Consider the following 24,721-nt stretch of genomic DNA (forward strand, 5'->3'; position numbering starts at 1 on the left):
GGCGGCTTGACGCGCGCGGCGGTACGGTGCCCCGTCCGGACGGTTCCGGGCGGGGCGCTTCGGTGTGGTCGCGCCCCTGGCACATCTCTCCCCTTGCTCGCCGTGCCGGCCGTACGGTTGGGTAAGAAAGTGAAAGGGGGGCGGTTGATGCCGGCTGTGGTCGTGGTGCACGGGGTGGGCAAGCAGTATCTGGGGCCGCAGACCTTGCACGGCTCGATCACGCCCGCCGTCCTCGACGGTGTGCGCTTGGCCGATGGGCCCGCGCTGACCGCGCAGGATGTCGAAGTGGCCTTCTACGGACACTGGTTCCGCCCGGCCGGATCTCCATCTCCCGCGCACAAAGGAGATGCCGCCCCCTCCGACTCGGCGCATCCGTACGACACGGAGCTGCTGCTCGCGCTGTGGACGGAGGCCGCCCGCACCGATCCGGACCGCGTACCACCACCTCCGGACGGCGGGAGCCGCACCAAGGCCGCCACTCCGCAGTTCGTGCAACGGGCCCTGTACGCCCTGAGCCGCTCGCGCTTTCTGGCCCGTACGGCCGACCGCTTCCTCATCGGAGTCCTCCAGCAGGTGCGCCGCTACCTCACCGAAGAGCGGACGCGTGAACAGGTGCAGCGCGAAATCGCCTCGGTCGTCACGCCCGAGACGCGCGTACTGATCGGGCACTCCCTCGGCTCGGTCGTCGCCTACGAGGCGCTGTGCCGGCACCCGGAGTGGCAGGTGACCGCGTTCGTCTCCGTCGGTTCCCCGCTCGGCATACCGCACCTCGTCTTCGACCGGCTGGTCCCCGGCCCCGTCGCCGGCGCGGGCGCCTGGCCCGGCCGGGCCCGCACCTGGACGAACATCTGCGACCGTCGTGACGTCGTCGCCCTCACCAAACGGCTCGCTCCGCTGTTCCCCGGCGGCCCGGCCGCCGTGCACGACGTGCTGGTGGACAACGGCTGGCAGGCGCATGCCATCGAACGGCATCTCACGGCCGTCGAGACGGGCGCGGCGATCGCCGCCGGGCTGACGGGATGAGGCCGATGGACGCGGGCGGTACGGACCGGGTGCGCAGGATCGCCGTACTGGGCGGCACCTCGCGGTACGAGTACCAGGACGACCTCCCGGCGGTGCCCGGCGACGTGCGCACCATCGGTACCGCGCTCGGCGGCCTCGGCTATCACATCCAGGAGCCGTTGCTGGACCTCACGGCGTCCGGCTTCCAGTCCGCGCTGGCCGACTGGGCCGAATCGGAGGACCGGGTGGACGACGCCGTCGTCCTCTACTACACGGGGCACGGTGATTACGACCACGACCGGCACTGCCTGCTGTTCACCGACAGCCGCACCGGCAAACTGGCGGGCACCGCGCTGGCGACCGAGGACGTGCTGCGCGTCGTCGCGGAGAACGGCGTCGAGCGATTACTGCTGATCGTGGACACCTGCGCGGCCGGACACGGTGGCGCCGACGCCGTACGGACGTACGCCCAGGAGCTGTGCGTCCGGCTCAGCGGCAGCCGCGCGGCGGGCAGCGGACGCATCCCCGAACTCTCGGTGATCGTCGCGGCGCGGGGCACCGAGGAAGCGAACGACGGAGCGTTCACCCGCGCGTTCGCCGAAGCCGTCGACGACCCACGGCTGGGCGGCAACCGCCAGCGGCAGCTCTTCCTCCCCGAACTGGTGGGCCGGATCAACGAGGCCCTGACGGCGAACGGCGACTTCCAGCATGCCGCTTACGCCACACCGGGCGGCGAGGGCTTCCCCTTCTTCCCGAACCCCCGTTACGTACCGGACCTGCCCGGCCAGGCCGAGGTCCCGATGGACCTCGCGGAGCAGCGGACCTGGCTCACCCCTGAGGGCATCCGCCGCAGAAACGAATTGCGCAGCCATTTCGCGCCGCGCGGCCGGGGCGCCGCCCACGGCGAGGACTCGTACTTCACCGGACGGACCGCCGCGCTCGCCCAGCTGGGCGGCTGGCTCGACGGCGCACCCGGCAGCCCCGAACGGCATGTCGTGGTCACCGGCAGCGCGGGGGTCGGCAAGTCCTCCCTGCTCGGCCGGCTGGTGCTGCTCGCGGACAGCGAAGAACGCAGGTCACTGCCCGACCTGCCGGCCGGCGCCGCACTGCCGCGAGGGCACATCCACACCTCGATCCACGCACGGCACAAAACGCTGGAAGAGATCGCTGCCGGTATCGCGGACGCCGCGGGACTGCCGGACGAAGGCCCCGGCGCCCTGCTGGAGGCCCTCGCCCGCCGCACCGAGCCCCTGGTCGTCGTCATCGACGCACTCGACGAAGCGGGCACGGCATACGGTGACACGGAACCGGTACGCGTCGCCGAGACGCTGCTGCGTCCCCTGGCGGAGACCGGCTGCGTCCGGATGCTGATCGGTGCACGCCCGCACGTCGTGGACGCCCTGGGGACGGCCTTCACCCGGCTGGACCTGGACGACCCACGCTGGACCGGGACGGACGACATCGCCGCCTACGCGCGCAAGCTGCTGCTCTCGCCCGACGGACCGGCCAGCCGGAGCGCGTACGATGCGGCCGGCCCCGTCCTGACCGCCCTCGCGGAGGAGATCGCGCGCCGTTCCGGAGGTGTGTACCTGGTCGCGCGCTTGCTGGCCCGGCTCATCGCCGTCCAGGACCAGCCGCTCGATGTGACAGTCGAAGACTGGCGACGCCGGCTGCCGGATTCTCTGTTCGCCGCCGACGGCCCGGCTCCGCGGCGGGAAGCGGCAGCCCCGTCGCAGCACGTCCAGGACCGGCCCGCCAGCGCCTCGGGCACCTCGGAAACCGCTGATCGGGACCGGCTCGCCGGCATCGCGGACACCTCGCACGCGAACACCGCGGACACCGCGGATGCCGGGGACATCGCGGACGCCGGGGAGGCGCCGTGCTTCTCCGATACCCCGAGTGCCTCGAATACCCCGAACGCCACCAACAGTTCGGGCAGTTCACGTACTACGGAAAGCACCGCTGCGGGCTTCGCCTTCCGCTGGGACCTGCGGACCCGGCTGGGGGAGCGCGAGCCGATCGGGCGGGGGCTGCTCACCGCGCTGGCCCTGGCCGAGGGGGCGGGACTGCCGCTCGGCGCCGTCTGGCGCGCCATGGCGGGGGCGCTGACCGGTGGTGAGGTGACCTTCGAAGATGTGCACTGGATTCTGCGGGCGGGCGCCGCGCATCTGGTCGAGGAGACCGACGAGGACAACCGTTCCGTCTACCGGCTCTTCCACGAGTCGTTCGCCGACGAACTCCGCGCCGCGATGGAGCCGCAGGCGCCCGAACGCGTGGCCGGAGCACTGCTCGCCCTCGTCCCCTTCGACCCCGCCACCGGGGCCCGCGACTGGCCCGCCGCCGACCCGTACCTGCATCAGCATCTCGCCTCCCACCTGGCCCCGCACGGCCTCCTCGACGACATCCTGTTGGACCCGCTGTACCTGGTGACCGCTGAACGAACGGCCCTCCAGCGGGGGCTGCTCACCGTCCGGACCGCCCGCGCCATCGCTGTCCGCAGTGTGTACGAACGAGTCGCTCCGCACCTGGCCGCCCAGCCCGACCTGCTCTCCCGCGCGGCCCTGCTGCGCCTGGCCGCCCTGCAAGCCGGGGAAAGAGAACTGGCCGACGAGGTGAGCGCCCGGATGCCCGGTCTGCCGTGGACGGCGGAGTGGGGCCACCTGTACGACCCGCCCGATCACCACCGCACCCTTGACGAGTTTCCCGGCGGCCTCCGCGACATCCGGATGCTGTACGGGGACGGCCGCCCCCTGCTGGCGACCCTGGAGGTGGCCGGGCGCATCCGGCTGTGGGACCTGAACGTCTGCCTGCCACTGGGCGAGCTGCCCGTTGCGGGAGCGGGGCGTCCGGTGGGCATCACGGCCTGCCGTACGGTCAGTTCGCCCTGGCTCCTGGTGAGTACGGGTCCGGAGGATCAGGGCCCGAGGGAACTGCGCGTCTGGGACTCCCGTAGCCGCACTCCATGGGGAGCCGCCGTCCGTGGTGAGCCGGAGGCACTGGCCCTGGTGGAGGTCGGGGACACCGTCGTGGCCGGGATCGTGGAAGCCGACGGGTCGGTCAAGCTGATCGACATGGCGGACGGGCGTGAGGTCCGCCGCCTGTCCGTACCTGAATCCGCTACCTGGGCGGCCGACGCGCGCGCAACGGAGCGCCGGAGGGCCCGGCGAGCGGCGGACCGACGCTCGGACCAGGGGTTCGCCGGAGCCGCGCTGGCGCTCGGCATGCGTGACGGGCAGCTGAAGGTGGCGCTGGCCATGGACGGACACCACTCGTTCGAATCCGACGAGGGGCGCAAGGGCTGCACCGTGCTCCGCTGGGACGTGCTGCCCGGCGCCGGCTGGGGCGCCGCACATCCGAGGACGAGCGAGTTGCACGGTGAGCGACTGCGCGACCTCATGGTCAGTGACGACCAGGTGTGCGCCGCAACCGAGATGGACACGCCGCCGGCGACGAAGAACCCGGTATTCGTGCACGATCAGGAGCTTGTCGAGCTGAGCCGGTGGAAGCTGCACGGCTGGGCCCGGGACTCGTTTCTTCCCGTCGGCGACACCGCGTTGGCGGTCCTGTCGACCGGGGACACAGGATTCTCGATCCGAACGCTGGGCGGTGCGGCAAAGCCCGTCACCCTGTCCGAAGGCTGGATGGATCGCTCGGTCGCTGTCGAGGCCATGCAGACCGTGCCGGGCAGAGTCCTGCTGGCCCAGTTGCGTGCGTCGCCCAGCGCGGTGGCTGTCCGCGAGGTGTCACTCGGCACCACACCCGAGCCGATAGTGGCGAGGCCCGAGCCACGCCCGCCCGCCATCCGTCAAGTGGCGGTAGGCGTCAGCCGGGATGAGCCCGCGGTATTGATCAGGACGAGCCAGGTGACGCTGCTGGAAGCCCGCACGGGCCGCGTCAAGGCCACCGCGCCTCTCCCCGGACCGTTGATGGGGACCGCCATGGCCGTGTCCCCGGGCATACCGGACGGCTTGCTGTGCTGGTACGTGCTGCGCAACGGCAGAGGACGTGTCCTGGACGCGCTCGGCAAAAGGGCGACGGTGCTGGCGCCCTATGGCCCCCCCTTGCGTCGGGCCGGCCGGGACGCGCTGCGACGGTTTCTGCGTACCGAAGACGTCGGATCGTCCCACGACGGCACCATGCATGCCGCCGTGACAGGAAAGTCCAAGAACGATGTGCTCGTCGTGGCGACCGAGCGGCAGCTCGCGTCCTGGCGCTTGCGAGGTCGGCGGTACTTCATCTACAGGGCGCAAACAAACCAATGGGATGACTTTCTTTCCATCTACTCGCCCCTCCTCGGCAGTCAGGATCTGCGTGTCGCCACGTCAGCGGACGACATTTATATCGCCTGGTATTCCTCGGTCCCTGAGGAATTGCCGCCTTCGTCGATCGAGCCGGGAGCGCCTGTCAATTCCCCACTGTTTCCGCAAGATCCCGTCTTCGCTGTCCGGCACTACCCGTCCGGCACGGTGGTCCACCGGCTCGGTGAAGGTGTGCGTCGACCTGTGAGAAAATCCCGCCGAAGTCGGGACGGCCTCATCCTCCCGGGCGGGATCGACGGGTTCGACCTGACCAACCTGGGCGGTGAGGTCCTGGTGGGAGAGCTGGCCTCCCGTACCGTCACCGTCCGCCGTATTCCGGCCGGCGATCTGCTGTGGCAAACGGAACTGCCCGAACGGCCGCACGGAGGAGAGTACTCCCTGCTCCGCCTGCGACAGGTCGGCTCTCGTGGTGCGGCGCTGGCCGTCGACACGGAAGGCGGCATCTCGGTCATCGACTTCACGACGGGCCGGTTTCTCTTCCGCATTCCCATGAACGCCACGGTGGAGGAGATTCACGCCATGCCGGACGGCTGGCTCGCGGTCGAGACGGACACCGGAATCTTCTGTTTGAGCTTCCCGTCACCGGGCCGGGACTGACGCCGCACCGGAGCCGCGGTACTATCTGCTGCCCAGCGCGGATACCAGGCTTGCCACCGTGACGGTGTTGAAGACGAAGGCGATGACCGAGTTCGCCGCCACCGTCCGCCGCATTTCCCGCGAGGTCACGTCGACGTCGGTGGTGCCGAACGTCGTCATCGTCGACAGGGCGAAATAGACGTAGTCGGCCCAGGCCGGGGAACCCCCGCCGGGAAAGTCGAGAGCCTGTTCGTTCTCCACGAGGTTGTCGGCCTGGAAGGTGACCGCAAAAGCCACGACCACGCAGATCCAGGCGAGGACGACGAGAGCGAGAGCCACCAGCGTACGCGGGAGGGCGGAGAACGCGGTGCTGACGTGACCGGGGAGCCACACCACCGCCACCATCAGCGCGGCAGCCGCGATGAAAAGCGACACGCCCGGCCCGGGGGCGGTCCCGAGGACATAGCGCTGCATGAACGTGCCACGGGCTTCGCGATGTGCCCAGGAGCGCACCTGATCCGGAGCGATGGTCACGAACACGGTCAAGGTGATCGCGAGGTAGGGGAGCAGGTAGGCGAAAAGCACGAGCACGCCGACGTCTATCGCCGAGATCCGCACCACGCTGTCGTGGGGCAGGACGACTGCCGCGCACACCGCGATCGCCATCCCCACCATCGTTCGACGCCCTTCGGAAAGCCAGCGGTGCACGGGCGATCCTCTCCGGATGGTCATCGTGAGATGGGGTGGTGGTGAAAGGGACAGCAAGGAAAGGGGCAGTAATGATAGGGGCAGTAATGATAGGGCGGGCCCCGTCTGATGCTATGAGTGCTCCGACTCCTGGTGGGCGGATTTGAGGGCGTGTCTTCCGCTGTGTCCGACCGTCTCGCGGACTGGCGGCGCCTGCCGGGCCGTTTCCGAACCGGCGGGCTGCGGGGCGCCGGTGGGGGCCACTCGCCGCAGTAGCAGGAGTACGAACACGATCAGCGCGACGGACAGGGCACTACTGACGAGCGCGGCGGCGTGCAGCCCCGAGGTGAACGCGGTGCGCACGGCCGCGGCCGTCGACCGGCCCAGTTCTCCGGGAAGGCGCTCGGCGACGGAGAGGCCCCCGCCGAGGTTGTCGGCCGCCTGCGATATGGCGGTTGCGGGCGCGTCGGCCGGGGCGACCGCACGCACCTGGTGTCGGTACACCGACGCCATCAGACTGCCGGTGGCGGCGATACCGAAGGCGAGGCCGAGTTCGTAAGCGGTCTGCCCGGCCGAGGTGGCCTGGCCGTTCTTGCCCCGCGGGGCGGCTGCGGCCGTGGCCCGCCAAGTCGGGTACTCCAGCTCCTACGCTCTCAGCGCCGCCTTCAAACGCACTCTCGGCATCCGCCCGACCGAACACCGCGACCGAACACCGCGACCGAACACCGCGACCGAACACCGCGACCGATCCCAGGACCGGGCCAACGCCTGAACGCTACTTCGGCCCGCTGCCGACCACGGCGACATCCGCTGTCATGTGCCTTCGCCCTTCCTCTCCCGCTCTCCGGGCCGGCTCAGGCGCCGGGTTCGTACACGAAGGGCCTGGTCCAGGTCACGACCTCGAACCCCAGCTTGCGCAAGGTGGGTTCGGAGGTCGGCAGCGCGTCCACGAAGACATGGGTACGCCCCCGCTCACGCGCCTGCCGCAGCCTGCTGCCGACCAGCGCGGTGAACAGTCCTTGCCGCCGGTGCTCCGGGACGGTCCGGCCGCCCGCCAGCTCCGCGTACTTGCCGCCCTTCCGGAAGTAGGCCCGGCCGCACGAGGCCGGCTTCCCGTCGACGTAGGCGATGTGGATGCTCATCGCCGCCGGGTCGTCCCGCAGTTCGGCGGCGAGCCGCTGCCGTTCCTCCTCGGCGTTCTTGCGGCCGAGCGCGCGGGCGATCTGCGCGTAGTCCGCCAGCCCCTGTTTGTCCGTCACGGGGCGGATGTCCCGGCCCGCCGCGTCGAAGGAGGCCAGGTCCGCGCCGTCCAGGGGCAGGACCAGCACGCTTTCCTGGTCGTCCGGCTCGAACCCGGCGGCGGTGAGCCGGCCGGCCAGGTCCGCCGGGGTGTCGTGGCCGTACAACTTCCACTCCAGGGTGTAGTTGCGCGACCGCGCCAGTGCGGTCTCCTCCCGGATGACGTCGTCCAGCTCCTCGGGAGCGCAGCGGGCGTACACGATCCGGCACTCGGAGCCGTCCGTCGCGTGCTCGCGGACGACGCCCCGTCCGGAGTTCTCCCCTGAGGCCCGGCGCTCCTCGTCGAGTCCCGCCAGAATGTTCTCGCTGTTCACGCGGTCGCGCCCCCTTCGCACATCGGGATGCCCGCGATCGGCCGTTCCTCGATCATGGAGTCGAGAATAGAGCAGAGCTTGTCCAGGAGGCCCTGCGCGCTCCTCGGTGAAGACCTCGCTTACGCCGGCTCGGCGTCGCTGCAGCCGCGGTGACCGCCGTGGTCGCCGCGACTGCGTCTGCCGCCGCCAGCACCCCGACCGACAGCTCCCTGCGCACCCACCGCGTGAACTGCGACCGGAACGATTACCTGGAACTTCACGGAAATGACGGCAGGGATATTCTCTGCTTCGCCGACCGTGGGTTCATCGGGGTTGCCATTTACGGCATCAACTGGGTCGAGTCGGGGAACAACAAGGTGAACATTCAGTTCCAGCGAGACGTGAACAACCCGAATCTTGAAAGTGTCACTCTGGAAAAGTGGAGGTCGTGGAATCCTGGACACATCCACAAGGTGACCCGGATCGAGATCTACTGATCTCCGCAGTCGGAGGTTGTCCGAGCAGGCCTGTTCAAGGCAGACGAGTCGGTAATTGCTGTGTTGGGGGAGGCCGGGATGGCCGGGCAGCGTCGTGCACACCCAACGGAGCTGTCTGACGTGTAGCGGGCGGTGCTCGATCCGCTGGTGCCACCGCCGAGGCCGGGCGGGCGGCAGTGGCGGATCGAGGGACGCCGGGAGGAGATCCTTGCGTCCCTGCGGGCCCGGAAACGCGTCGGTGAGGGACGGGAGCCGGCGCCGAGTGCCGGGGTGCTGGACAGCCGGAGCGTCCAGGCCGCCGAGCGCGGCGGCCGGTACGGGTACGACCGCGGCAAGAAGGTGCCGGGCACCAAACGCCACCTTCTCGTCGACACCTCGGCCTGGTGCTCGCGATCACCGCCGGGCAGCGAGGCGACTCCCCGCAGTTCGAGCCCGCCCTGAAGAAGGTCCGCGGTACGACAACCCCGTAGCGCGCTACGACGCGACCGTCGCCGTAGCGGCCCTCAACGAGTGGCTGTGCCCAGCATCGTCCATACCGTCTCAGGCGGACCGTCGCGCGAGCCCCTCCAGTACCGCGACCGCCTGAGCGGCCTGCTCGTAGGGCACGAAAAGGTGGTCGTGGTGGAAACCGGCGACCACATTGCAGCTCAGATTCGCATCAGTGAGTTCGCGCGCCACGGCGGCGGTCAGGCCGACCGCCTCAAGCGCCGAGTGGACCCGCAGCGTGATCCAGCCCGCCACGTACTCATACGCCACCCCCGCCGCATCCGCCTCTTGCCGGGACAGGACCAGAGTCAGTCCTTCCCGTTCAGCGACGGTGACGACCGGGGTCACGCCCGGCGGGACGACACCATCATCGGCGGTGGCGAACACGTAACAGCCCGCGTTCAGCTCGGGCCGCATTCCCGCCAGCAGTTTTTGCAGATCACTCTCACCAGGCATGCTCAGCAACCTATCGCAACCTACGAATGGTCCGCGTTTTCGATACCCGGCCCGACGCGGATGCATACTGTGCGCATGTCGCACAGTGATCTTGGGCTGTTGCACGAACTGCGTGCTCTCTCCATCCTGCTTGAGGAACGAAATGTGACCCGGGCCGCTGGGCTGTTCCATCTGAGCCAGTCGTCCATGAGCCGCACGTTGCAGCGGCTGCGCGCGCTGTTCGGTGACGAGCTTCTGGTCCGGTCCGGCGGCGACTACGAGTTGACCCCTCGCGCGCGGGAAATGCAGCGCGAACTCGCCCTGCTCCTGCCGCGGCTGGAGAGCCTCGTGGCCGGCCGGGGCTTCGATCCCTCCACGGCGACCGGGGTGGTGCGCGTCATCGGCACCGACTACACCACCTCGACGCTGGGGCCGCACCTGCTGCCCCTGCTCCTCGCGGCCGCGCCCGAGCTGGAAGTCCGTATCGAACCGCGGGACGAGGACTCGTACGCGGACCTCGAACGAGGCCGGGCCGACATCGCACTGTCCGTGCTCCGCCCCGCCACCCGGCTGCGGTGGGAGCGATTGTTCACCGACGACATGGTCTGCGTCGTGGACCGCGACCACCCGGTGCGGGACCGCTTCTCACTGGCCGACTACGTCGTCGCCCGTCACGTGGTGGTCACGCTGCTGCACCAGGAGCAACCCATGATCGAACGGTTGCTGCAGACGCTCGGCCACAGCAGGCGGGCCGCGGTGCGGGTTCCGCACTTCAGCTCGACGTTCGACGTCCTGCCCGGTACGGCTCTCGTGGCGACGATTCCGCGGCGGCTCGCGGAACTGCGGGCGGTCACCGATCCACGGGTGCGGTTGGTCGAGGCGCCGGAGGAGTTCGACGCGTTTCCGTACGGGATGATCTGGCACGCGCGGCTGGAATCCGACCCGATGCACTCCTGGTTGCGCGACATGATCCGCGCGGCGGCACTGGATCTGACCGGCTGACAGCCGCGCGTACCGGCTCACAGCAGTTTGTCGATCGTGATCGGCAGGTCGTGGACGCGGACCCCGGTGGCGTTGAACACGGCGTTGCCGATCGCCGCGGCGGAGCCGACCAGACCGATCTCGCCCAGCCCGCGGGCGCCGAACTCGCTGATGTGCGGGTCCGGACGGTCCAGCCAGTGCACGTCGATCTCCGGTGTGTCGGCATGGACCGGGACGAGGTAGTCCGCCATGCTCGCCGCGGCGAACCTTCCCTCCGGCCCGATCGGATCGGCCTCCAGCAGGGCGTGCCCGATGCCCCAGATGATCGCTCCCATGAGCTGGCCGCGGGCCGCCTTGGCGTTGACGACTCGCCCTACGTCGAACACCGAAGTGAACCGGTCGACCCGTGGCTCACCGGTCAGCCGGTGGACCCGCACCTCGCAGAAGTGGGCACCGAAGCAGTGGAACCGGTACTGCGCCGCGCCCGCCTCGGGTGCCGCGGTGCTGACCGCCTCCACGTACGGCACATCCATGCCCCGCAGCAGGGTACGGAAGTCGACCGATGTGCCGGTCGCCTCGATCCGGCCCTCTCGGTAGGACACAGCCGCGGGGTCGATGCCGGCGAACGGGGATCGCGGATTGTCCACGGCCGACCGGATGAGCGCCTTGACGGCCGCCCGGCACGCTGCCTGCGCCGCCGGCACGGTGCTCGTCGTGACGCTGGACCCGAACGCTCCGACACCACCGGGCGGGAGTGCGGAGTCGCCCGCTTCCGCCGTGACGGAGCCGACCGGCAAGCCCAGTTCTTCCGCCCCGACCGCCGCCAGCATGGTGAAGGCGCCGGTGCCGACGTCGGACGTGGCCGAGGCGACGGCGACGTGACCGTCGTCGCGGAACCGAACCCGCGCCGAGGCGGGCTGGCGCCACGCCGGGTAGATCGCACTGGCCATCCCCATGCCGATCAGCCAGTCACCGTCGGTCCTCGACCGGGGACGCGCCTGGCGCCGGGTCCAGCCGAACCGCTCGGCTCCGACCCGGTAGCACTCGTCGAGGTACTTGCTGGAGAAGCGGCGGCCCTCGACCGGGTCCTCCGTCGCGTAGTTGCGCAGCCGCAGTTCCACCGGATCGACTCCGGTGCGCACGGCGAGTTCGTCCATCGCGGTTTCGAGCGCGAACATGCCGGGCGCCTCCGCGGGGGCCCGCATCGACCAGGTCGGCGGCGTGTCCAGCGTGACCAGTCGCTGGTCGATCCGGATGTTCGGGGTGCGGTACGTCACCGCCGAGGTGTCGCGGCCGGGCATCATCTGCCAGCCGCCGGCCGCGGGCAACTCCGCGTCGCTGTCATGGCTGAGCGCGCGGAGCCTGCCGTCGGCGTCGGCGCCGAGCCGGACCGTCTGCCGGACGGCTCCTCGGTGGCCGATGGCGGTGAACACCTGCTCCCGGCTCAGCACCAGTTTCACCGGACGGCCGAGCGCGCGGGCGGCAGCGGCACACAGCAGCGCCTCGTTCCACACCGGTGAGCGCTGGCCGAAACCACCGCCGGTGTAGCGGCAGATCAGCCGCACCTTGGCGGGTTCGACGCCGAGCCGAGCGGCGATCGTCGCGGCGGACCGCTGCGGCGCCTGCGCTCCACAGAAGACGGTGAGCTGGTCGTCGACCCACACCGCGGTCGTGGCGTGGGGCTCCATCGCGATGTGGTGATGGGCGTGCTGGGTGACCGAGGTGGTGATGGTGACCGGGCTCGACGCGAGTACGGCGTCGATGGAGGACACACCAGGGGCCAGCTTCTGCACGACGCCCTGTGACACGCCCGGGCCGGCGTCGACCAGCGAGGTCCGTGACGTCGTGACCGCGTAGTCGGCGGAGACCAGCGCGGCGGCGTCCCGAGCTTGCTCGAAGGTCTCGGCCACGACCAGACCGATGATCTGGCCGCGAAATCGGACAACGGTGTCCTGCAACGCGCTGTAGTTCTCACCGCTCTCACCGCTCGGCGGCTTGAGCCGGAGCGGACGGAACGGCGTGAAGACGGCGATGACCCCGGGCGCGGCTTCGGCACGGGACACATCCATGCCGCGAACCGTTCCCCGGCCGACGGTGGCCTGGACGAGATGGCCGTGAACCAGGCCCTCGGGCCGGTAGTCGGCGGCGTACGGCGCACGGCCGGTGACCTTCAAAGGCCCGTCGACGCGATCGATCTCGCGTCCGAGCGGAGAGACGGTCATCGGGTACGCTCCAGTTCCAGCAGCGCACGCACGACGGTACGCCGCATCAGCTCCGGTTTGAAAGCGTTGTGCCGCAACGCACGAGCACCGTCCGCCGCGTTGGCGGCCGCCGCCACGTAGGTGGCCTCGGCCGCTGGCCGACCGGCCAGTGCCTGTTCGACCGCGGGCAACCGCCATGGCCGGGTGCCGATACCACCCACCGCCACGCGCGCCTCGACGATGGTGTCGCCGTCGCGCCGGATCGCCACCGCCGCCGACGAGAGCGCGAACTCGTACGACTGCCGGTCGCGGATCTTCAGGTAGACCGAGCGCTGAGCCCAGTCGAGATCCGGAACGACAACACCGGTGACCAGTTCGCCGGGCCGCAGGTCATGCTCGCGGTGCGGGGTCTCACCGGGCAGCAGGTAGAAGTCGCGCAGCTCGACAGTGCGGATGCCGTCCCTGCCCCGCAGCTGTACCCGGGCATCGAGCGCGACAAGAGCCACGGCGAGGTCGCTGGGATGGGTGGCCACGCACGAGCCGCTGGTCCCCAGCACGGCATGCATCCGGTTCTCGCCCTTGATCGCCGGGCACCCGCTGCCCGGCCGCCGCTTGTTGCAGGGCGTGCTCACGTCGCGGAAGTAACCGCATCGCGTGCGCTGCAACAGGTTCCCGCCGATGCTGGCCATGTTGCGGAGCTGGCCGGACGCGCTGAGTTCGAGCGCCTGGCTCAGCATCGGGTAGCCGCGGCGGACGCGGGAATCCGCCGCCACGTCGCTCATCCGTTCCAGCGCCCCGATCCGCAGCCCGCCGCCCGTCGCGTCGATCCCGCGCAACGGCAGGCGGTTGATGTCGAGAACGCGGTCGGGAGCCATGACTTCGAGCTTCAGCAGATCCACGAGCGTCGTGCCGCCCGCGAGGAACACGGTGCCGGAACCGGCTCGTCGCACCGCGTCGTCCACGGTGCCAGGACGCTCGAACACATACGCGCGCATCAGCGCATCTCCGTCCGTGCCTGGCGGATCGCGGCCAGGATGCCCGGATACGCGCTGCAGCGGCAGATGTTGCCGGACATCTGCTCGCGGATCTCCGCGTCGGTGCGGGCACCCCCTTCGTCGATGATTGCGGCGGCGGACATGATCTGCCCCGGGGTGCAGAATCCGCACTGGAGGCCGTCGTGGTCGACGAACGCCCGCTGCACGGGATGTCGGCGATCGCCGTCGGCCAGCCCTTCGATCGTGGTCACCGACGCACCGTCCAAGGTGGCCAGCAGGGTCAGGCAGGACACGACCCGCCGCCCGTCGACGTGCACGGTGCACGCGCCGCACTGACCGCGGTCGCAGCCTTTCTTCGTGCCGGGCAGCTGTAGCCGCTCCCGCAACGCGTCCAGCAATGTCACGCGCGGATCCACGGTCAGCGACGTCGCCGACCCGTTGACGGTCACGCGCACGGGGATGTCCCCCGTCGTAGTGGTCTGCGCCGCCGCTTCGCCGCTGCCCGACGGCAGTGTGGCGGCCGCCGCCGTAGTGCCGACCAGGCCGATCAGCCCGCGTCTGGTGATGGTGTCGTACTGCGTCATGCAATCCAGCATTCACCGCCGACCGGGGCGTCACCAACGCAAGTTGCGGATCACTGCGATGCGTTGAGTGCATGGCGGGCGGGAGATCCGCCGGTTTTCCGCCGCAACCGTGCGGAGCCGAGATTGTGGCGCAGCCGTCATCGGCTGAAGCACGCGGACGGTCCAACGTCGCGGTAAACCTCACGACGGGCCGGAAAGCCTCGTGGGCGCGGCAGGAGTTCCGCTGCCGCGCCCACGAGGCAGGGGGCGCTCATGACGTCATCGTCGCGCGTCGGCGCTCGGGGAATGGGGAACCCAAGTTCGTCGTGGGTGCCCACCGTCCGGGAACACGGGTCAGCGTGTGTTTCCGGGGACGTCGCCGAGCCCCTGTGTCCAGCTGCGTTCCTGGCTTCGCCGGGAAATCCGCCAGCCCGCGGGTGTGCGGGTGTATTCGTCGATGTACCACATGCCCAGCAGCGCGATCCGCGGATCGCCGTTCTCGGTCGGGAAGCCGAGGGTGTTCAGGCACATCACCCGTCCCGTCGCGCGGTTGCCGTCGAAGCGGATCTCCGGGTTGGCGATCAGGTGCTGGCACGCGGTGAACTGCGCCATGCTCGAAGCGAGGAACTCCTGCATTTCGGCGCGGGTGCCCGCGATGGCACCGAATGTCGTGTAGTCGATATGGGCGTCTTCGGTGAATATCCCGTCCAGGGAGGCGAAATCCTTGCTGTCGATCGCGGTGGCGTAGGCCACCAGCAGCCCCTGGATCTCCAACCGGTCGGAAATTTCTTGAATGTCGAGCACTTGACCTCCTGAGATGTTGCAATGGTTTACGGACCCTGCGTAGTAGTACGCCGGGGCCGTTGCCGTGCGGCGAAAGGGCAGCAGGGGGTGCCCCATGGGAGTCCTGCCCGCCCCGACCGAACGGCGGGTTTACTGCCGCCGATTTTCGAAGCCGACGTCGGATATCGCCCGGCCTCGATGTCGCGGAAACTGCGACAGCCCGGAAATTCGCCGCATCCGGGCCATGGCGCCGTCGTTACAGTTCCTGGAGCCCGGCGTGGTCGACCTGCTCGCGGAGCCGGTGTTTCCGGACTTTCCCGGAGCCGGTGAGGGGTAGTTCAGTGGTATGGAGCCAGCGCACCGGTGTCTTGTGGGGAGCCAGCCGTGCGCGGCAGAAGTCGTGCAGCTCCGTCGCTGTGGGGGGTTGGCCGGGCTCGACGGGTACGAGCACGGCGACGACTATTTCGCCCCAGGCAGGGTCCGGCAGGCCGATGACGGCGACGTCGCGCACCTTCGGGTGGGTGAACAGGACCTGCTCGATGTCGGTGGCGTAGATGTTTTCCCCGCCCCGGATGATCATGTCCTTGAGCCGTCCGGTGACCGTGAGATAGCCGCGTTCGTCGAGGCTGCCCAGGTCGCCGGTGTGCACCCAGCCCGCCGGGTCGATGGTCTCGGCGGTGCGCTCGGGCAGCTCGAAATAGCCGAGCATGGCTTGGTGACCACGGGCGCAGATCTCCCCGGGCTGCCCGACCGGCATGATGTCCCCGGTCTGCGGATCGCGGATGGCGACCTCGACCCGCGGCAGTGGACGGCCGGCGGTGGTGGCTTTGTCCTCGGGTGAATCGTCGGGGCTCGTCTGGGTGATCACCGGGGAGAGTTCGGTCTGGCCGTAGACAGCGGTGAACCGGGCTCCGAAGCGGTCCTCGACGCGACGGACCAGCTCGGGCGGGACGGGACTGCCGCCGGAGAGCACCCGCGACAGGTGCGACAGGTCGAACTGCTCGAATCCCGGGTGATCCAGCAGCGCGATGAGCATCGTCGGGACCCCGCCGAGCATGTCCGCCCGGTGATCCTGGGCCGCGGTGAGCACGAGCGCGGGGTCGAACAGCTGACACAGGACGAAGGAAGCTCGTCGGTGGGCACTGCCGAGCACCCCCATGGCGCAGCCGGCCGTGTGGAACAGCGGCGTAGCGGACACCAGAGCGCCCCGCTCGGGCAGCTGGGCCCGGTCGATCATGAACTTCGCGTTGGTCACCAGTCCGCGGTGGTGCAGCAACGCTCCCTTGGGGAAACCGGTGGTGCCGGAGGTGTACTGGATCTGGGCGGCCTCACCAGGGCGCACCTCCGGAAGCGGCCCGCTGCCCTGATAGGCGCGCACGGTCGTCTGCCAATCCGCGAAACAGACGGTCGTTCTGAGTTCCGGGAGCCCGTGCGCGGCGTCCCGGGCGATCGCGGTCATGTCACTGCCACGGAACGCCGCGGTGTGAAAGAGCCCGGCCGAGCGGGATTGCTTGAGTACAAAGCGCAGTTCCGCGGCTCGCAGCGCCGGGTTGGCGGTCACCACCACCAGACCGGCCAAGGCCGCACCGTATTGGAGAACAATCCATTCGGGGATGTTGGGAGCCCAGACCGTGATCCGCTCGCCCGGGGAAAACCGGGCCAGCAACCAGTGCGCGCATTGCTCGGCCTCGGCCAGCAGCTGCCGGTAGGTCCACCGGCGATCGGTGCGCTCGGCGCCGGACGGCGACAGGGTGTCCGGCGGTGCGACCTCGACCAGGGCGGTCTGGGCCCCGGCGTCCCGCACGGCCTCCCGCAACAGGTCTCCGGTGGTCAGCTCCGCCACCGGTGCGCTGGTGCCGGCAGGCCAGTATGACTCCGTCAAGAATTTCGGCATGATTCGTGAGCCGCCCTGCGCTAGGCGTCCGAAGCGGACGGCGCCGCGTCCGCGAGCGCGGCGCCGGGGAGCGCACCGCGTGGCGCGGTGGCGTCCGCCGTCCCCAGGCAGTGTGCGCTGTCGAACAGTCCCAGTTCGTAGTGCACGGAGTGCTCGTCGTGTCCGCTGACGGCGATCCCGATGTCGTAGGCGCGGGGGTAATGGACCTCGCCGAGGTAGTTCACCTGGTAGCGCCAGGGGAGGAACCGCGGGAGCCTCCTGGCGGAGCCGTCGCCCAGCAGGCCGTGTGCATGAGCCGCGATCGCCTCGTCGTACCAGCCGAGCTGGGCGATGTAGTTGACGTGCCGGTTGTGATCGACGTCCCCGACACGGGCGTGGACGGTCGCGGTGGCCGGGTAGTACTGCCGCGCGAGGCGGCGCGGATCGGGTCTCGCGGCGGCTGCCACGCCTGCTTCCGGCAGCCTCAGTTCCTCAAGATCGGCGAGCAGCTCGTCCGGCAAGGGGATCGTCTTGGACTCGCCCGCGAGGACCATGGTGCCCTCGGCGGTGGCGACGAGCTGCCCGCCGGCGAACATCCCCTGACCGTAGGTGTACGAGGACCGCCCGATCGCCCGGATGCCGGTACCGATCCGGACGGTCTCACCATTCTTGCCGAACGCCCTGTGCCGTTCGACACGTTGACCGACGAACAGGAAACGGAACGGCCCGAACCCACCTTTGGCCACGAGCTTGTCGAAGCGCGCGAAACGCAGATCGACCAGTGGATGCTCGAACATGCGCGACAGAGCCACCGTGCTCGTCGTGCCATCCGGAGCGAGGTCCCCGAACCGTTGCACCATCTGCCGGTGGTCGGGAAAGTCGGCCTCGGCCGGGAGCGTGGCGGCGGGCTGTAGGTCGATGGTCAACATCGTTCCTTTCGAGAGGGGCACCAGGCCAGGGGCAGGGACCGCAGCCCGTAGATCAGCGCGCGGTCCTTGGAAGCAGGGGCAGCGACAGGGGCGGCGATACGGCCCCCGGGGAATTGCCGCAGCAACGCCGGAAGCGTCAGCTGCAGTTCGACACGAGTCAACGTCGCGCCGGGACAGTGATGAATACCGTGGCCGAAGGCCACATGCGGGCAGCGGGTAGGGGTGCCGTCGAGGCCATATCCGTCTTCCGGCAGTGCCGGATCACCGTTGGCGGCGGGCAACGAGGTAGCCACGTGGTCACCACACAGCACCGGATGCCCGCCGATCGAGGCGCCCTCGACAGCAACCCGGACGAAACCGGCGTGCAGAACCGAGGTGTGGCGCAGCCACGCTCGCATCATCGGAGCTGGTCAGGATGGCGCAGCAACGCCGACGTGCCGAGCGGGATCACGTTCGCAGTGGTCTCACGGCCGGCGTTCAGCGGCAGGTCCGCGAAACCGATCAGACCTCACCTCATCGGAAAGCGCACCCGCGCCATGCTCACGCGCGTCGAGATGCTCGTCGACGACCGCCTGCATCCGCGGCCCGGCGCCCGGCCCTGCCGGACCGTGAACCTTGCGGTCGGCAAACGCCGCAAACGGGTGTGCTCATGGCGGATCCGACATCAGCAACCACTCCGCTCTCCTCCCAGAGGCCGGAATGCCGACCTGGTCGACCTCGCGGCGGGTGTGGATCTTGGATGCCAAGCTGCCGCCAACGGCCCGGTACCAGCAGGGATGCCGGGAAGCCATGATCGCTTCCGTAACGCGTCCAGCAGCGCTGCCCGCGGATCCGCGGTCAGCCACATGGCCGACCCGCGGCCGGTCATGCGTACGGTGACTTCCCTTGTCGTCGCCCGTGCCGCAGCTTCGCTGCCGTCCATCGGGACGGTGGCGGCCGCACCCGCGGTGCCGACCAAGCTGTGCAGGCCACGTCCGGTGATGGTCTCGTGCTGCGTCATGCGAGCCAGCATCCACGGCCGATCGGATCATTGGCAACGCAAGTTGCGGATCGCCCCAATGCACCCGGCGCATGGCACAGGAAAACGGTGGCGCCGTACTTGTCGAGTCGACGAAGACGACCGGCCAACCAGTGCGCAAACCGGCCCCCTGCTTCCCCTCGGCGAAGATCACTCGCTGCACGGGCGGCATTCTCGGCAGGCGCAAAATACACCGCCCTTTTCGACGCCGTCTTCGAGGCCGACGAACATGCCGCCACCTGCTGCCACGGCACGCTTCTGCCGGCCGCCCCGCGTCCTGCGCCCGTACAGTCCTGACACAGCTCAAGGCATCGGTCCGCTCCAATCCGGTGCCGAGAACGGAGCGGACAGCAGGCGTTGCATCCACATGGAACTCAGATACCGGCCGTTCTTCACGGCGTACTCCCGGAAGGTCCCGATCTCGGCAAAGCCGAACTTGCGGTGCAAGGACACCGACGCATCGTTCGGCAGGGCAATGCCGGCGAGGGCCACGTGTACCGGCTCGTCGGCCAGAAGACCGAAGAGTGCACGGTACAGGGCGGTTCCCAGCCCTTGTCCTCTGCTGTCCTCGCCGAGCCCGACGCTCACCTCGACCGTTTCCCGGAAAGCGTCCTGATCGCGATAGCGCTGGCTACAGGCATAACCGAGGACCTGACCACCGCGGCGGGCGACGAGCATCCGATACGGACCCGTCCCCGCGAACTGCGCGAACCACTCACGCCGCTCCTCCATGGACTGCGGCCTGGTGGCGAACCGGGCGTGCGAGGTCGCGGCCAGGTGATCCTGGATGGCGACGATCCCGGGCAGATCACGCTCACTCGCAGGGACGAGTTCGGCAGCGTCCTCGTGGATTTCGCGCAAGAGAGGCTCCTCATCACAACGGGATGTCATACCGGCACGCTATGGACGCCGCCGACCGCGCAGAACCCCATGATCCGAAGCCACTGGCCATAGGGTGCGCCTATGGCTTTGGAACTCGCGGACCTGCGCGTCTTCGTCACCGCCGCATCCACCGGCTCGCTGTCCGCCGCGGCACGTGAGCTGCGGATCGCCCAGCCCTCCGTCAGCGAGCGGCTGCGCAGGCTGGAACGGCTCGTCGGTCAGCCGCTGCTCGACCGGTCCAGCCGAGGAGTGTCACTGACGCCCGCGGGAGAACGGCTGCTGCCCCACGCGGAGCGATGCCTGGATCTGTCGGTCCGTGCCCTGGACATCGCGCGGGAGGACGACACCCAGGGCACCCTGCACATGACCGCCCACGCCAGCTACGCACCGCTGGCCGTCCCCTTCGTCATCGGTGCCCTGCAGCCGCTCAGATACGCCGTCGTGGTCGACGACCAGCACAGTCAGGACGCACTCCAACGAGTGGCCACGGGCGCGACCGACATTGCCATCACCCTGCCGATGCCGCACGCCCACGAGGTACGGCTGCACAAGTTCCGCAGCGAGCCGGTCATCGCAGCCTGTCACCCGGACCACCCGCTCACGGCACATCCCTGCGACACCGCACGGCTGAGCGGCCATCCCCTCGCCGTGAACCTCTGGGGCAGCGGCGCGAACCTCTTCCACGAACAGCTCCTGGACGCCCCCACCCGCGCGCACCAGCTCTATCGCGTCAGCTCCGCCGAGACGGCGGCCGATCTCGCGCGCTCCGGGCAGGCCGTCGCCGTCCTCACCCGCGCCACGATCGAACGCGACCTCACCGCCGGCACCCTGATCGAACTCGACGTGAGCGACATGCCCGAGTGGCACGTCGACCTCATGGCGGCCCACCACCGCGAACGCGCCGCCGAACCCGCCATCGCTGCCGTGATCAACGCACTGAACCACTCCGAGCCCTGAGGTACCGCACCCACGACCACCGCCGCGCGGAAAACAGCCTGTCCATACGTGTGACACCGACTGCTCAACAACGGCTAACACCATGAGCTGCGTTTACGGCGGGGGAGTACGGCCCGTCGCCGGATGGCCCGGGGCGGCGGTGCGGCTCTCCTGGCCTTTTGCCTGCGGGCGCTTCTGGGTTCCGCGGCAACAGGTGGCAGGGCGGTACACAACGTCACCAACAGCGACGGCAGCGTCACCGTCACCGTCGCCGTGACCGTCACCCCTCGTTACCTGGCGCCGCCCCCCGACGGCCGGGCACGCACCGCCGTAGCCGCGGCAGCCGCCAACCACCGCGGCCAAGACCACGCGGGGCCGGACTCGACGCCGCGCCCCACCGACCCTGGCGTCGGCCGTCTGATACGAGCCTGCCGGCTGCTGGAGCACAACACCCGTCCGTACGGCGCGGGTACGCCATCGACGGCTCGGCGGCATCTACCTCACCGGCCGCCTCCCGCTGGCCGCAGTCACATCGAGGAGGTCGACCGGCTGCTCGGCCCGGGCCTGAAGGACTCAAGGGCTGCGAAGACGGGGAAGACGAGCCTGCCGCGGTCGGCGAGACGGTGGAGACCGCCGCGCCGGTCACGGCCGATGCGACGCGCCACTATGCCTCGACCACAACGATGTAGAACGTCACCGCGGCGAAGAAGGGGCCCCGCGTGAGATGGCTCAGCCAGGCTTCCGCCGCCTGGTCGCTGAAGTAGCCGGCCTCGACTGCGCGCCGCGTGGTGCGCTCCAGGCCGAGGATCTTGTCCGCGGCGTCGAGGTCCCGGAAGACCGGTGTGACAGGGATGACGGTGGGCACCGTGAAACCGCTCTCGGCCGCCAGCCGCGCCAGTTGCCTGCCGATCCCCGCGTTGCGGACCACCCGTTCGGCCACATGGCGGGTATAGGCACGCGTCAGGTCGCTGTCCGGGTGGTCCACGGCGAGCGTCTCCCAGTCGGGCTCGCCCATGACCAGCCGCCCGCCCGGCCGCAGCACCCGGCGGATCTCACCCAGCGCGGCCAGGGGGTCGGTGACGTGCTGCAGGACCCGGTCGGTGCGGGCGCGGTCGGCGCTCCGGTCGGGCATGGGCAGGTCGTGGATGTCCGCGTGCCGGATGTCCACCACGGCGTCACCAGCGGTACGGGACTGCGCGGCGTCCACCATGTTCCGGTCGTGGTCGACGCCGACGACAGCACCGGCCGGGGTGACTGCCTGGGCGAGCGCCTCAAGGTCGGTACCAGGGCCGCAGCCGAGGTCGAGCACCCTGTGTCCGGCACGCAGGTCGAGCTCGTCCAGCATCCGCCGCTTGTAGGAGCGGCCGAGATCGCTCGTGGCGAGCCGGTCGAGATAGGTGACGGAATCGGGCCTGGCCGTCTCGAACGCAGATGATGTCATGCGTCCCAGTCAACCAACCGCCTGATCTGCTATGTGGGTTGTATCGCGGCGAAATGTGGCTCGTGCGCTCAAGCCGCACCGAGGCGCTACTCCGGATCAGTGTCTTCGTTGAAATTCCCCAGATGCACCGGGGCTCGATCAAGGCCCACGGCCGAGAGCACATCGGGCAGGAAAGAAGCCATCCTCTTCGGCCGGACGGTCTCCGCAGTGGTGGCGAGTTCCGCGGCCGACCACCAACGATGCCCGTAACGGGCCTCGGGCGTCCGGACATCCATCCCGCGGACCTCAGCGGCCGAGACGCGGGCAAGGCGGTATTCCTCGTACTGGTCGAAGACACGGCCGTCGACGCTGAAGACCGCCTGCCGAGTCCAGACAACGGGGCCCAAGCGCCCAACGGGAAGCGACAGCGCCGTCTCCTCCCAGACTTCACGCACGGCAGCCTGAGGGGAGCTCTCGCCGTCCTCGACGCCACCACCGACGGTGAACCACCATCGTGCCCCCGGCCGGCGCGGGTCACGGCCGCACAGCAGGAGCAGACGATCGTCGCCGTCCACCAGGAGAACACGGGAAGTCCACCGCTCCGTCAGCGTCATGGACCCCGACCCTATCCACGGATCACATGGTGAGCGGAAGAGCTTGGCTCTCCCGCGGAGGGAGACATGCAGGTGGGGACATGGACGGCGGCACCCTTTACCCGATCGGTGAGCCGGGTCGGCGCACCGGCTGACGGTCAGGGCAATCCGGCTTTCCGCGAATCCCGGCGAAGTCTCCAGCTGGGGGACCAGCGGACCACGATCGTTCTCGGCGGCACGCTCTGGGTCTCAACTACGCACACCCGCTTCAGACAGCAGGCTCCTGGGCGGCATGATCCGGTGACAGCAATGGGCGGCGACATTGATCACGCGAGAGCATCGCGAGTGACTCCCGTACTCACGTCGAATCGACATCCTCGGAGAGTGACACAGTCGGCTCCGGCGTCGGCATCGGCATCGGCATGACGCACCGTCCCCGCGTCGGGGCCCCGTACCGTGGCAGCCGGAACGGCTCAGCTGCGGTACAACCTCATCAGGAGCATCCCCATGACCCCAGTGCACCGCCCCGAGAAAACAGCCGGGCTGCCGCTCTCCAGGCGGCAGTTGGGGCGGCTGGCCGCCGCGGGCGTCGCGACGGCGGCCGCAACCGGCACCGGGCTGCTCGCTACCGCCCCGCCCGCAGCGGCCGACGAGGGCGACGGGGAGCCGCACTTCGCACACGCCCGCCGGCTCGCCGGCAACGATCCGGTGCTGCGCGCGATCGCTGCCGCACTGACCCCCGGTGCCGAGATCCCCCGTCCGCCCGCGCCCGCCCCGCTGAAGATCTTCGACAACCTCGCACTGCTGAGCGTGGGCTGGGTCTCCGCCATGGCGGTGCTCACCGAGGACGGCATCGTACTGATCGACGCGCTCACGTCACCCACCGAGGCCGCGGAGGTCATCGTCCCGGGACTGCGCGCGCTGGGCGCCCGTCCGGAGACGATCCGGTACGTCGTCGCCACCCACGGACACGGGGACCACATCGGCGGCGCGCAGTACCTCGCTGACCGCTATGGCACCCGCGTGCTGATGACGCCGGCCGACTGGGACCTCGTCGCCCGGACCCGCCCGGAGCACGCCCCCGCCCGGGACCTGGACATCGTGGACGGGCAGCGGCTCGTGCTCGGCGGCACGACAGTCTCGCTCCACCACACCCCGGGCCACACCGCGGGCACCGTCTCGCCGATCATCCCCGTGCGTGCGGGCCGCGAGAGTCACACTGCCATGCTGTGGGGCGGCGCCAACCCGCCCGCCACGCTCGCGGAACTGCGCACCTACCTCGCATCGCTGCACACCTTCCGCCGCCGGATGCACCGCGCCGGCGTGGATGTGGAACTCTCCAACCACCCCAACGACCACGGCCTCCAGCGCGCGGAGCAGCTCCGAGACGACCCCGGCGGGCCGAACCCCTTCGTGCTGGGCAGGCCGCGGACACAGCGGTACATGGCCGTGATGGAGTCGATGCTGCGCGGCTGGGTCGCCAACGCGTCCTGACGGCTCCGCTCCCATCTCTGACCCACGATCCACACCAGCCTGCCGATGTCGTAACCTCCCAGGTCGAACATCCGAAGGTTCCGGTGTCCGGTCGGGTGCCTGGCGGCCAGTACAGGAACCGTACTTCCCGGTGCCTGGTGGCCAGCACGATCCAGCGCCATCGGAGCGGTGAGAGGTACCCGGGGACGGGCGGTGTGACCGGCTTCTCCCTCGGTGCAGGCCCCGGCACTCCTTGCCGGGGCCTGCATGCATTGGGGTTCAGCGTCGTTCGCATGAGAGGCCGACGGTGAGGTCCAGGCGGTGACGCGGTGGCCCGGCGACATCGATCTCGGGGTGCCGGTGAGAACGCTGTCAGTGTGCCACGAGGCGCTGTTGTGTCGGCGAAGGTCGGCGAGAGCGGCCGGAGCACGAGGCGGGAACGCAGTTCGAAGATGCCGACGGCGCGGGACGGCATCGGTA

Annotated in this window: 21 protein-coding genes; 7 read left to right on the forward strand and 14 right to left on the reverse strand. The window is 69.6% G+C overall.

All coding sequences use genetic code 11. The annotated features are described in order from the left end of the window. The first annotated feature begins 147 nt into the window (after positions 1-147). A complete protein-coding gene (locus tag ACFV57_RS30085) occupies positions 148-1,023 on the forward strand; it encodes a hypothetical protein (protein WP_385238656.1) in 876 nt (291 codons plus the stop codon). Continuing rightward, entirely contained in the window at positions 1,020-5,918 is a 4,899-nt protein-coding gene (locus ACFV57_RS30090) for an AAA family ATPase (protein WP_385238658.1), read from the forward strand. Before ACFV57_RS30085 ends, ACFV57_RS30090 begins: the two co-directional genes overlap by 4 nt. A gap of 21 nt (positions 5,919-5,939) precedes the next feature. Here ACFV57_RS30090 and ACFV57_RS30095 read toward each other — a convergent pair whose 3' ends face one another. The 3 genes from ACFV57_RS30095 to ACFV57_RS30105 form a co-directional block, all read right to left on the reverse strand. Further along, positions 5,940-6,563, reverse strand: a complete 624-nt coding sequence (locus ACFV57_RS30095; protein ID WP_385238660.1) for a DUF1345 domain-containing protein — start codon at positions 6,561-6,563, stop codon at positions 5,940-5,942. Between the two features lie 153 nt (positions 6,564-6,716). Continuing rightward, positions 6,717-7,073: a hypothetical protein gene (locus ACFV57_RS30100; protein WP_385238662.1), complete on the reverse strand. Its 357-nt coding sequence runs from the start codon at positions 7,071-7,073 to the stop codon at positions 6,717-6,719. A 365-nt stretch (positions 7,074-7,438) separates the two neighbouring features. Further along, positions 7,439-8,197: a GNAT family N-acetyltransferase gene (locus tag ACFV57_RS30105; protein ID WP_385238664.1), complete on the reverse strand. Its 759-nt coding sequence runs from the start codon at positions 8,195-8,197 to the stop codon at positions 7,439-7,441. A 149-nt stretch (positions 8,198-8,346) separates the two neighbouring features. Between ACFV57_RS30105 and ACFV57_RS30110 the strand changes: the two genes are divergently transcribed. Next, complete coding sequence (locus tag ACFV57_RS30110) at positions 8,347-8,673, forward strand: beta/gamma crystallin domain-containing protein (RefSeq protein WP_385238666.1); 327 nt, start codon at positions 8,347-8,349, stop codon at positions 8,671-8,673. 147 nt (positions 8,674-8,820) lie between these two features. Further along, entirely contained in the window at positions 8,821-9,114 is a 294-nt protein-coding gene (locus ACFV57_RS30115) for a transposase (protein WP_385238668.1), read from the forward strand. A 99-nt stretch (positions 9,115-9,213) separates the two neighbouring features. Here the strand turns inward: ACFV57_RS30115 and ACFV57_RS30120 are convergent, their stop codons facing one another. Continuing rightward, entirely contained in the window at positions 9,214-9,615 is a 402-nt protein-coding gene (locus ACFV57_RS30120; protein WP_385238670.1) for an ACT domain-containing protein, read from the reverse strand. 75 nt (positions 9,616-9,690) lie between these two features. Here ACFV57_RS30120 and ACFV57_RS30125 point away from each other — a divergent pair, with 75 nt between their 5' ends. Further along, positions 9,691-10,596: a LysR family transcriptional regulator gene (locus ACFV57_RS30125; RefSeq protein WP_385238672.1), complete on the forward strand. Its 906-nt coding sequence runs from the start codon at positions 9,691-9,693 to the stop codon at positions 10,594-10,596. Positions 10,597-10,613: 17 nt separating this feature from the next. Here the strand turns inward: ACFV57_RS30125 and ACFV57_RS30130 are convergent, their stop codons facing one another. The 8 genes from ACFV57_RS30130 to ACFV57_RS30165 all read right to left on the reverse strand — a co-directional run bounded on the left by ACFV57_RS30130 (position 10,614) and on the right by ACFV57_RS30165 (position 19,798). After that, complete coding sequence (locus ACFV57_RS30130) at positions 10,614-12,797, reverse strand: xanthine dehydrogenase family protein molybdopterin-binding subunit (protein WP_385238674.1); 2,184 nt, start codon at positions 12,795-12,797, stop codon at positions 10,614-10,616. Next, positions 12,794-13,771 carry an FAD binding domain-containing protein gene (locus ACFV57_RS30135; RefSeq protein WP_385238676.1) on the reverse strand — a complete coding sequence of 326 codons (978 nt, stop codon included), beginning with the start codon at positions 13,769-13,771 and terminating at the stop codon, positions 12,794-12,796. The genes ACFV57_RS30130 and ACFV57_RS30135 overlap by 4 nt, the downstream gene beginning before the upstream one ends. Next, a complete protein-coding gene (locus tag ACFV57_RS30140) occupies positions 13,771-14,355 on the reverse strand; it encodes a (2Fe-2S)-binding protein (RefSeq protein ID WP_385238678.1) in 585 nt (194 codons plus the stop codon). Before ACFV57_RS30140 ends, ACFV57_RS30135 begins: the two co-directional genes overlap by 1 nt. Positions 14,356-14,688: 333 nt before the next feature. Beyond that, a complete protein-coding gene (locus tag ACFV57_RS30145; protein ID WP_385238680.1) occupies positions 14,689-15,138 on the reverse strand; it encodes a nuclear transport factor 2 family protein in 450 nt (149 codons plus the stop codon). A gap of 235 nt (positions 15,139-15,373) precedes the next feature. Next, entirely contained in the window at positions 15,374-16,999 is a 1,626-nt protein-coding gene (locus ACFV57_RS30150; protein WP_385238682.1) for an AMP-binding protein, read from the reverse strand. Between the two features lie 32 nt (positions 17,000-17,031). After that, complete coding sequence (locus tag ACFV57_RS30155) at positions 17,032-17,919, reverse strand: hypothetical protein (protein ID WP_385238684.1); 888 nt, start codon at positions 17,917-17,919, stop codon at positions 17,032-17,034. Beyond that, positions 17,913-18,320, reverse strand: coding sequence for a cytochrome P450 (locus tag ACFV57_RS30160; protein ID WP_385238686.1), 408 nt, complete (start codon positions 18,318-18,320; stop codon positions 17,913-17,915). Before ACFV57_RS30160 ends, ACFV57_RS30155 begins: the two co-directional genes overlap by 7 nt. A 920-nt stretch (positions 18,321-19,240) precedes the next feature. After that, a complete protein-coding gene (locus ACFV57_RS30165; RefSeq protein ID WP_385238688.1) occupies positions 19,241-19,798 on the reverse strand; it encodes a GNAT family N-acetyltransferase in 558 nt (185 codons plus the stop codon). 102 nt (positions 19,799-19,900) lie between these two features. On the opposite strand from ACFV57_RS30165, the gene ACFV57_RS30170 reads away from it, so the two are divergent. Further along, on the forward strand, positions 19,901-20,776 hold the full coding sequence (locus tag ACFV57_RS30170) for a LysR family transcriptional regulator (RefSeq protein WP_385238690.1): 876 nt from the start codon (positions 19,901-19,903) through the stop codon (positions 20,774-20,776). Between the two features lie 643 nt (positions 20,777-21,419). Here ACFV57_RS30170 and ACFV57_RS30175 read toward each other — a convergent pair. Together ACFV57_RS30175 and ACFV57_RS30180 are read right to left on the reverse strand one after the other, a co-directional pair. After that, complete coding sequence (locus tag ACFV57_RS30175) at positions 21,420-22,196, reverse strand: methyltransferase domain-containing protein (RefSeq protein ID WP_385238692.1); 777 nt, start codon at positions 22,194-22,196, stop codon at positions 21,420-21,422. An 86-nt stretch (positions 22,197-22,282) separates the two neighbouring features. Continuing rightward, entirely contained in the window at positions 22,283-22,789 is a 507-nt protein-coding gene (locus ACFV57_RS30180; protein ID WP_385238694.1) for an NUDIX hydrolase, read from the reverse strand. Positions 22,790-23,275: 486 nt separating this feature from the next. Between ACFV57_RS30180 and ACFV57_RS30185 the strand changes: the two genes are divergently transcribed. Then, positions 23,276-24,262, forward strand: a complete 987-nt coding sequence (locus ACFV57_RS30185; RefSeq protein ID WP_385238695.1) for an MBL fold metallo-hydrolase — start codon at positions 23,276-23,278, stop codon at positions 24,260-24,262. The last annotated feature ends 459 nt before the right edge of the window (positions 24,263-24,721 follow it).

This window comes from Streptomyces sp. NPDC059788 (assembly GCF_042732265.1).
GTDB lineage: Bacteria > Actinomycetota > Actinomycetes > Streptomycetales > Streptomycetaceae > Streptomyces.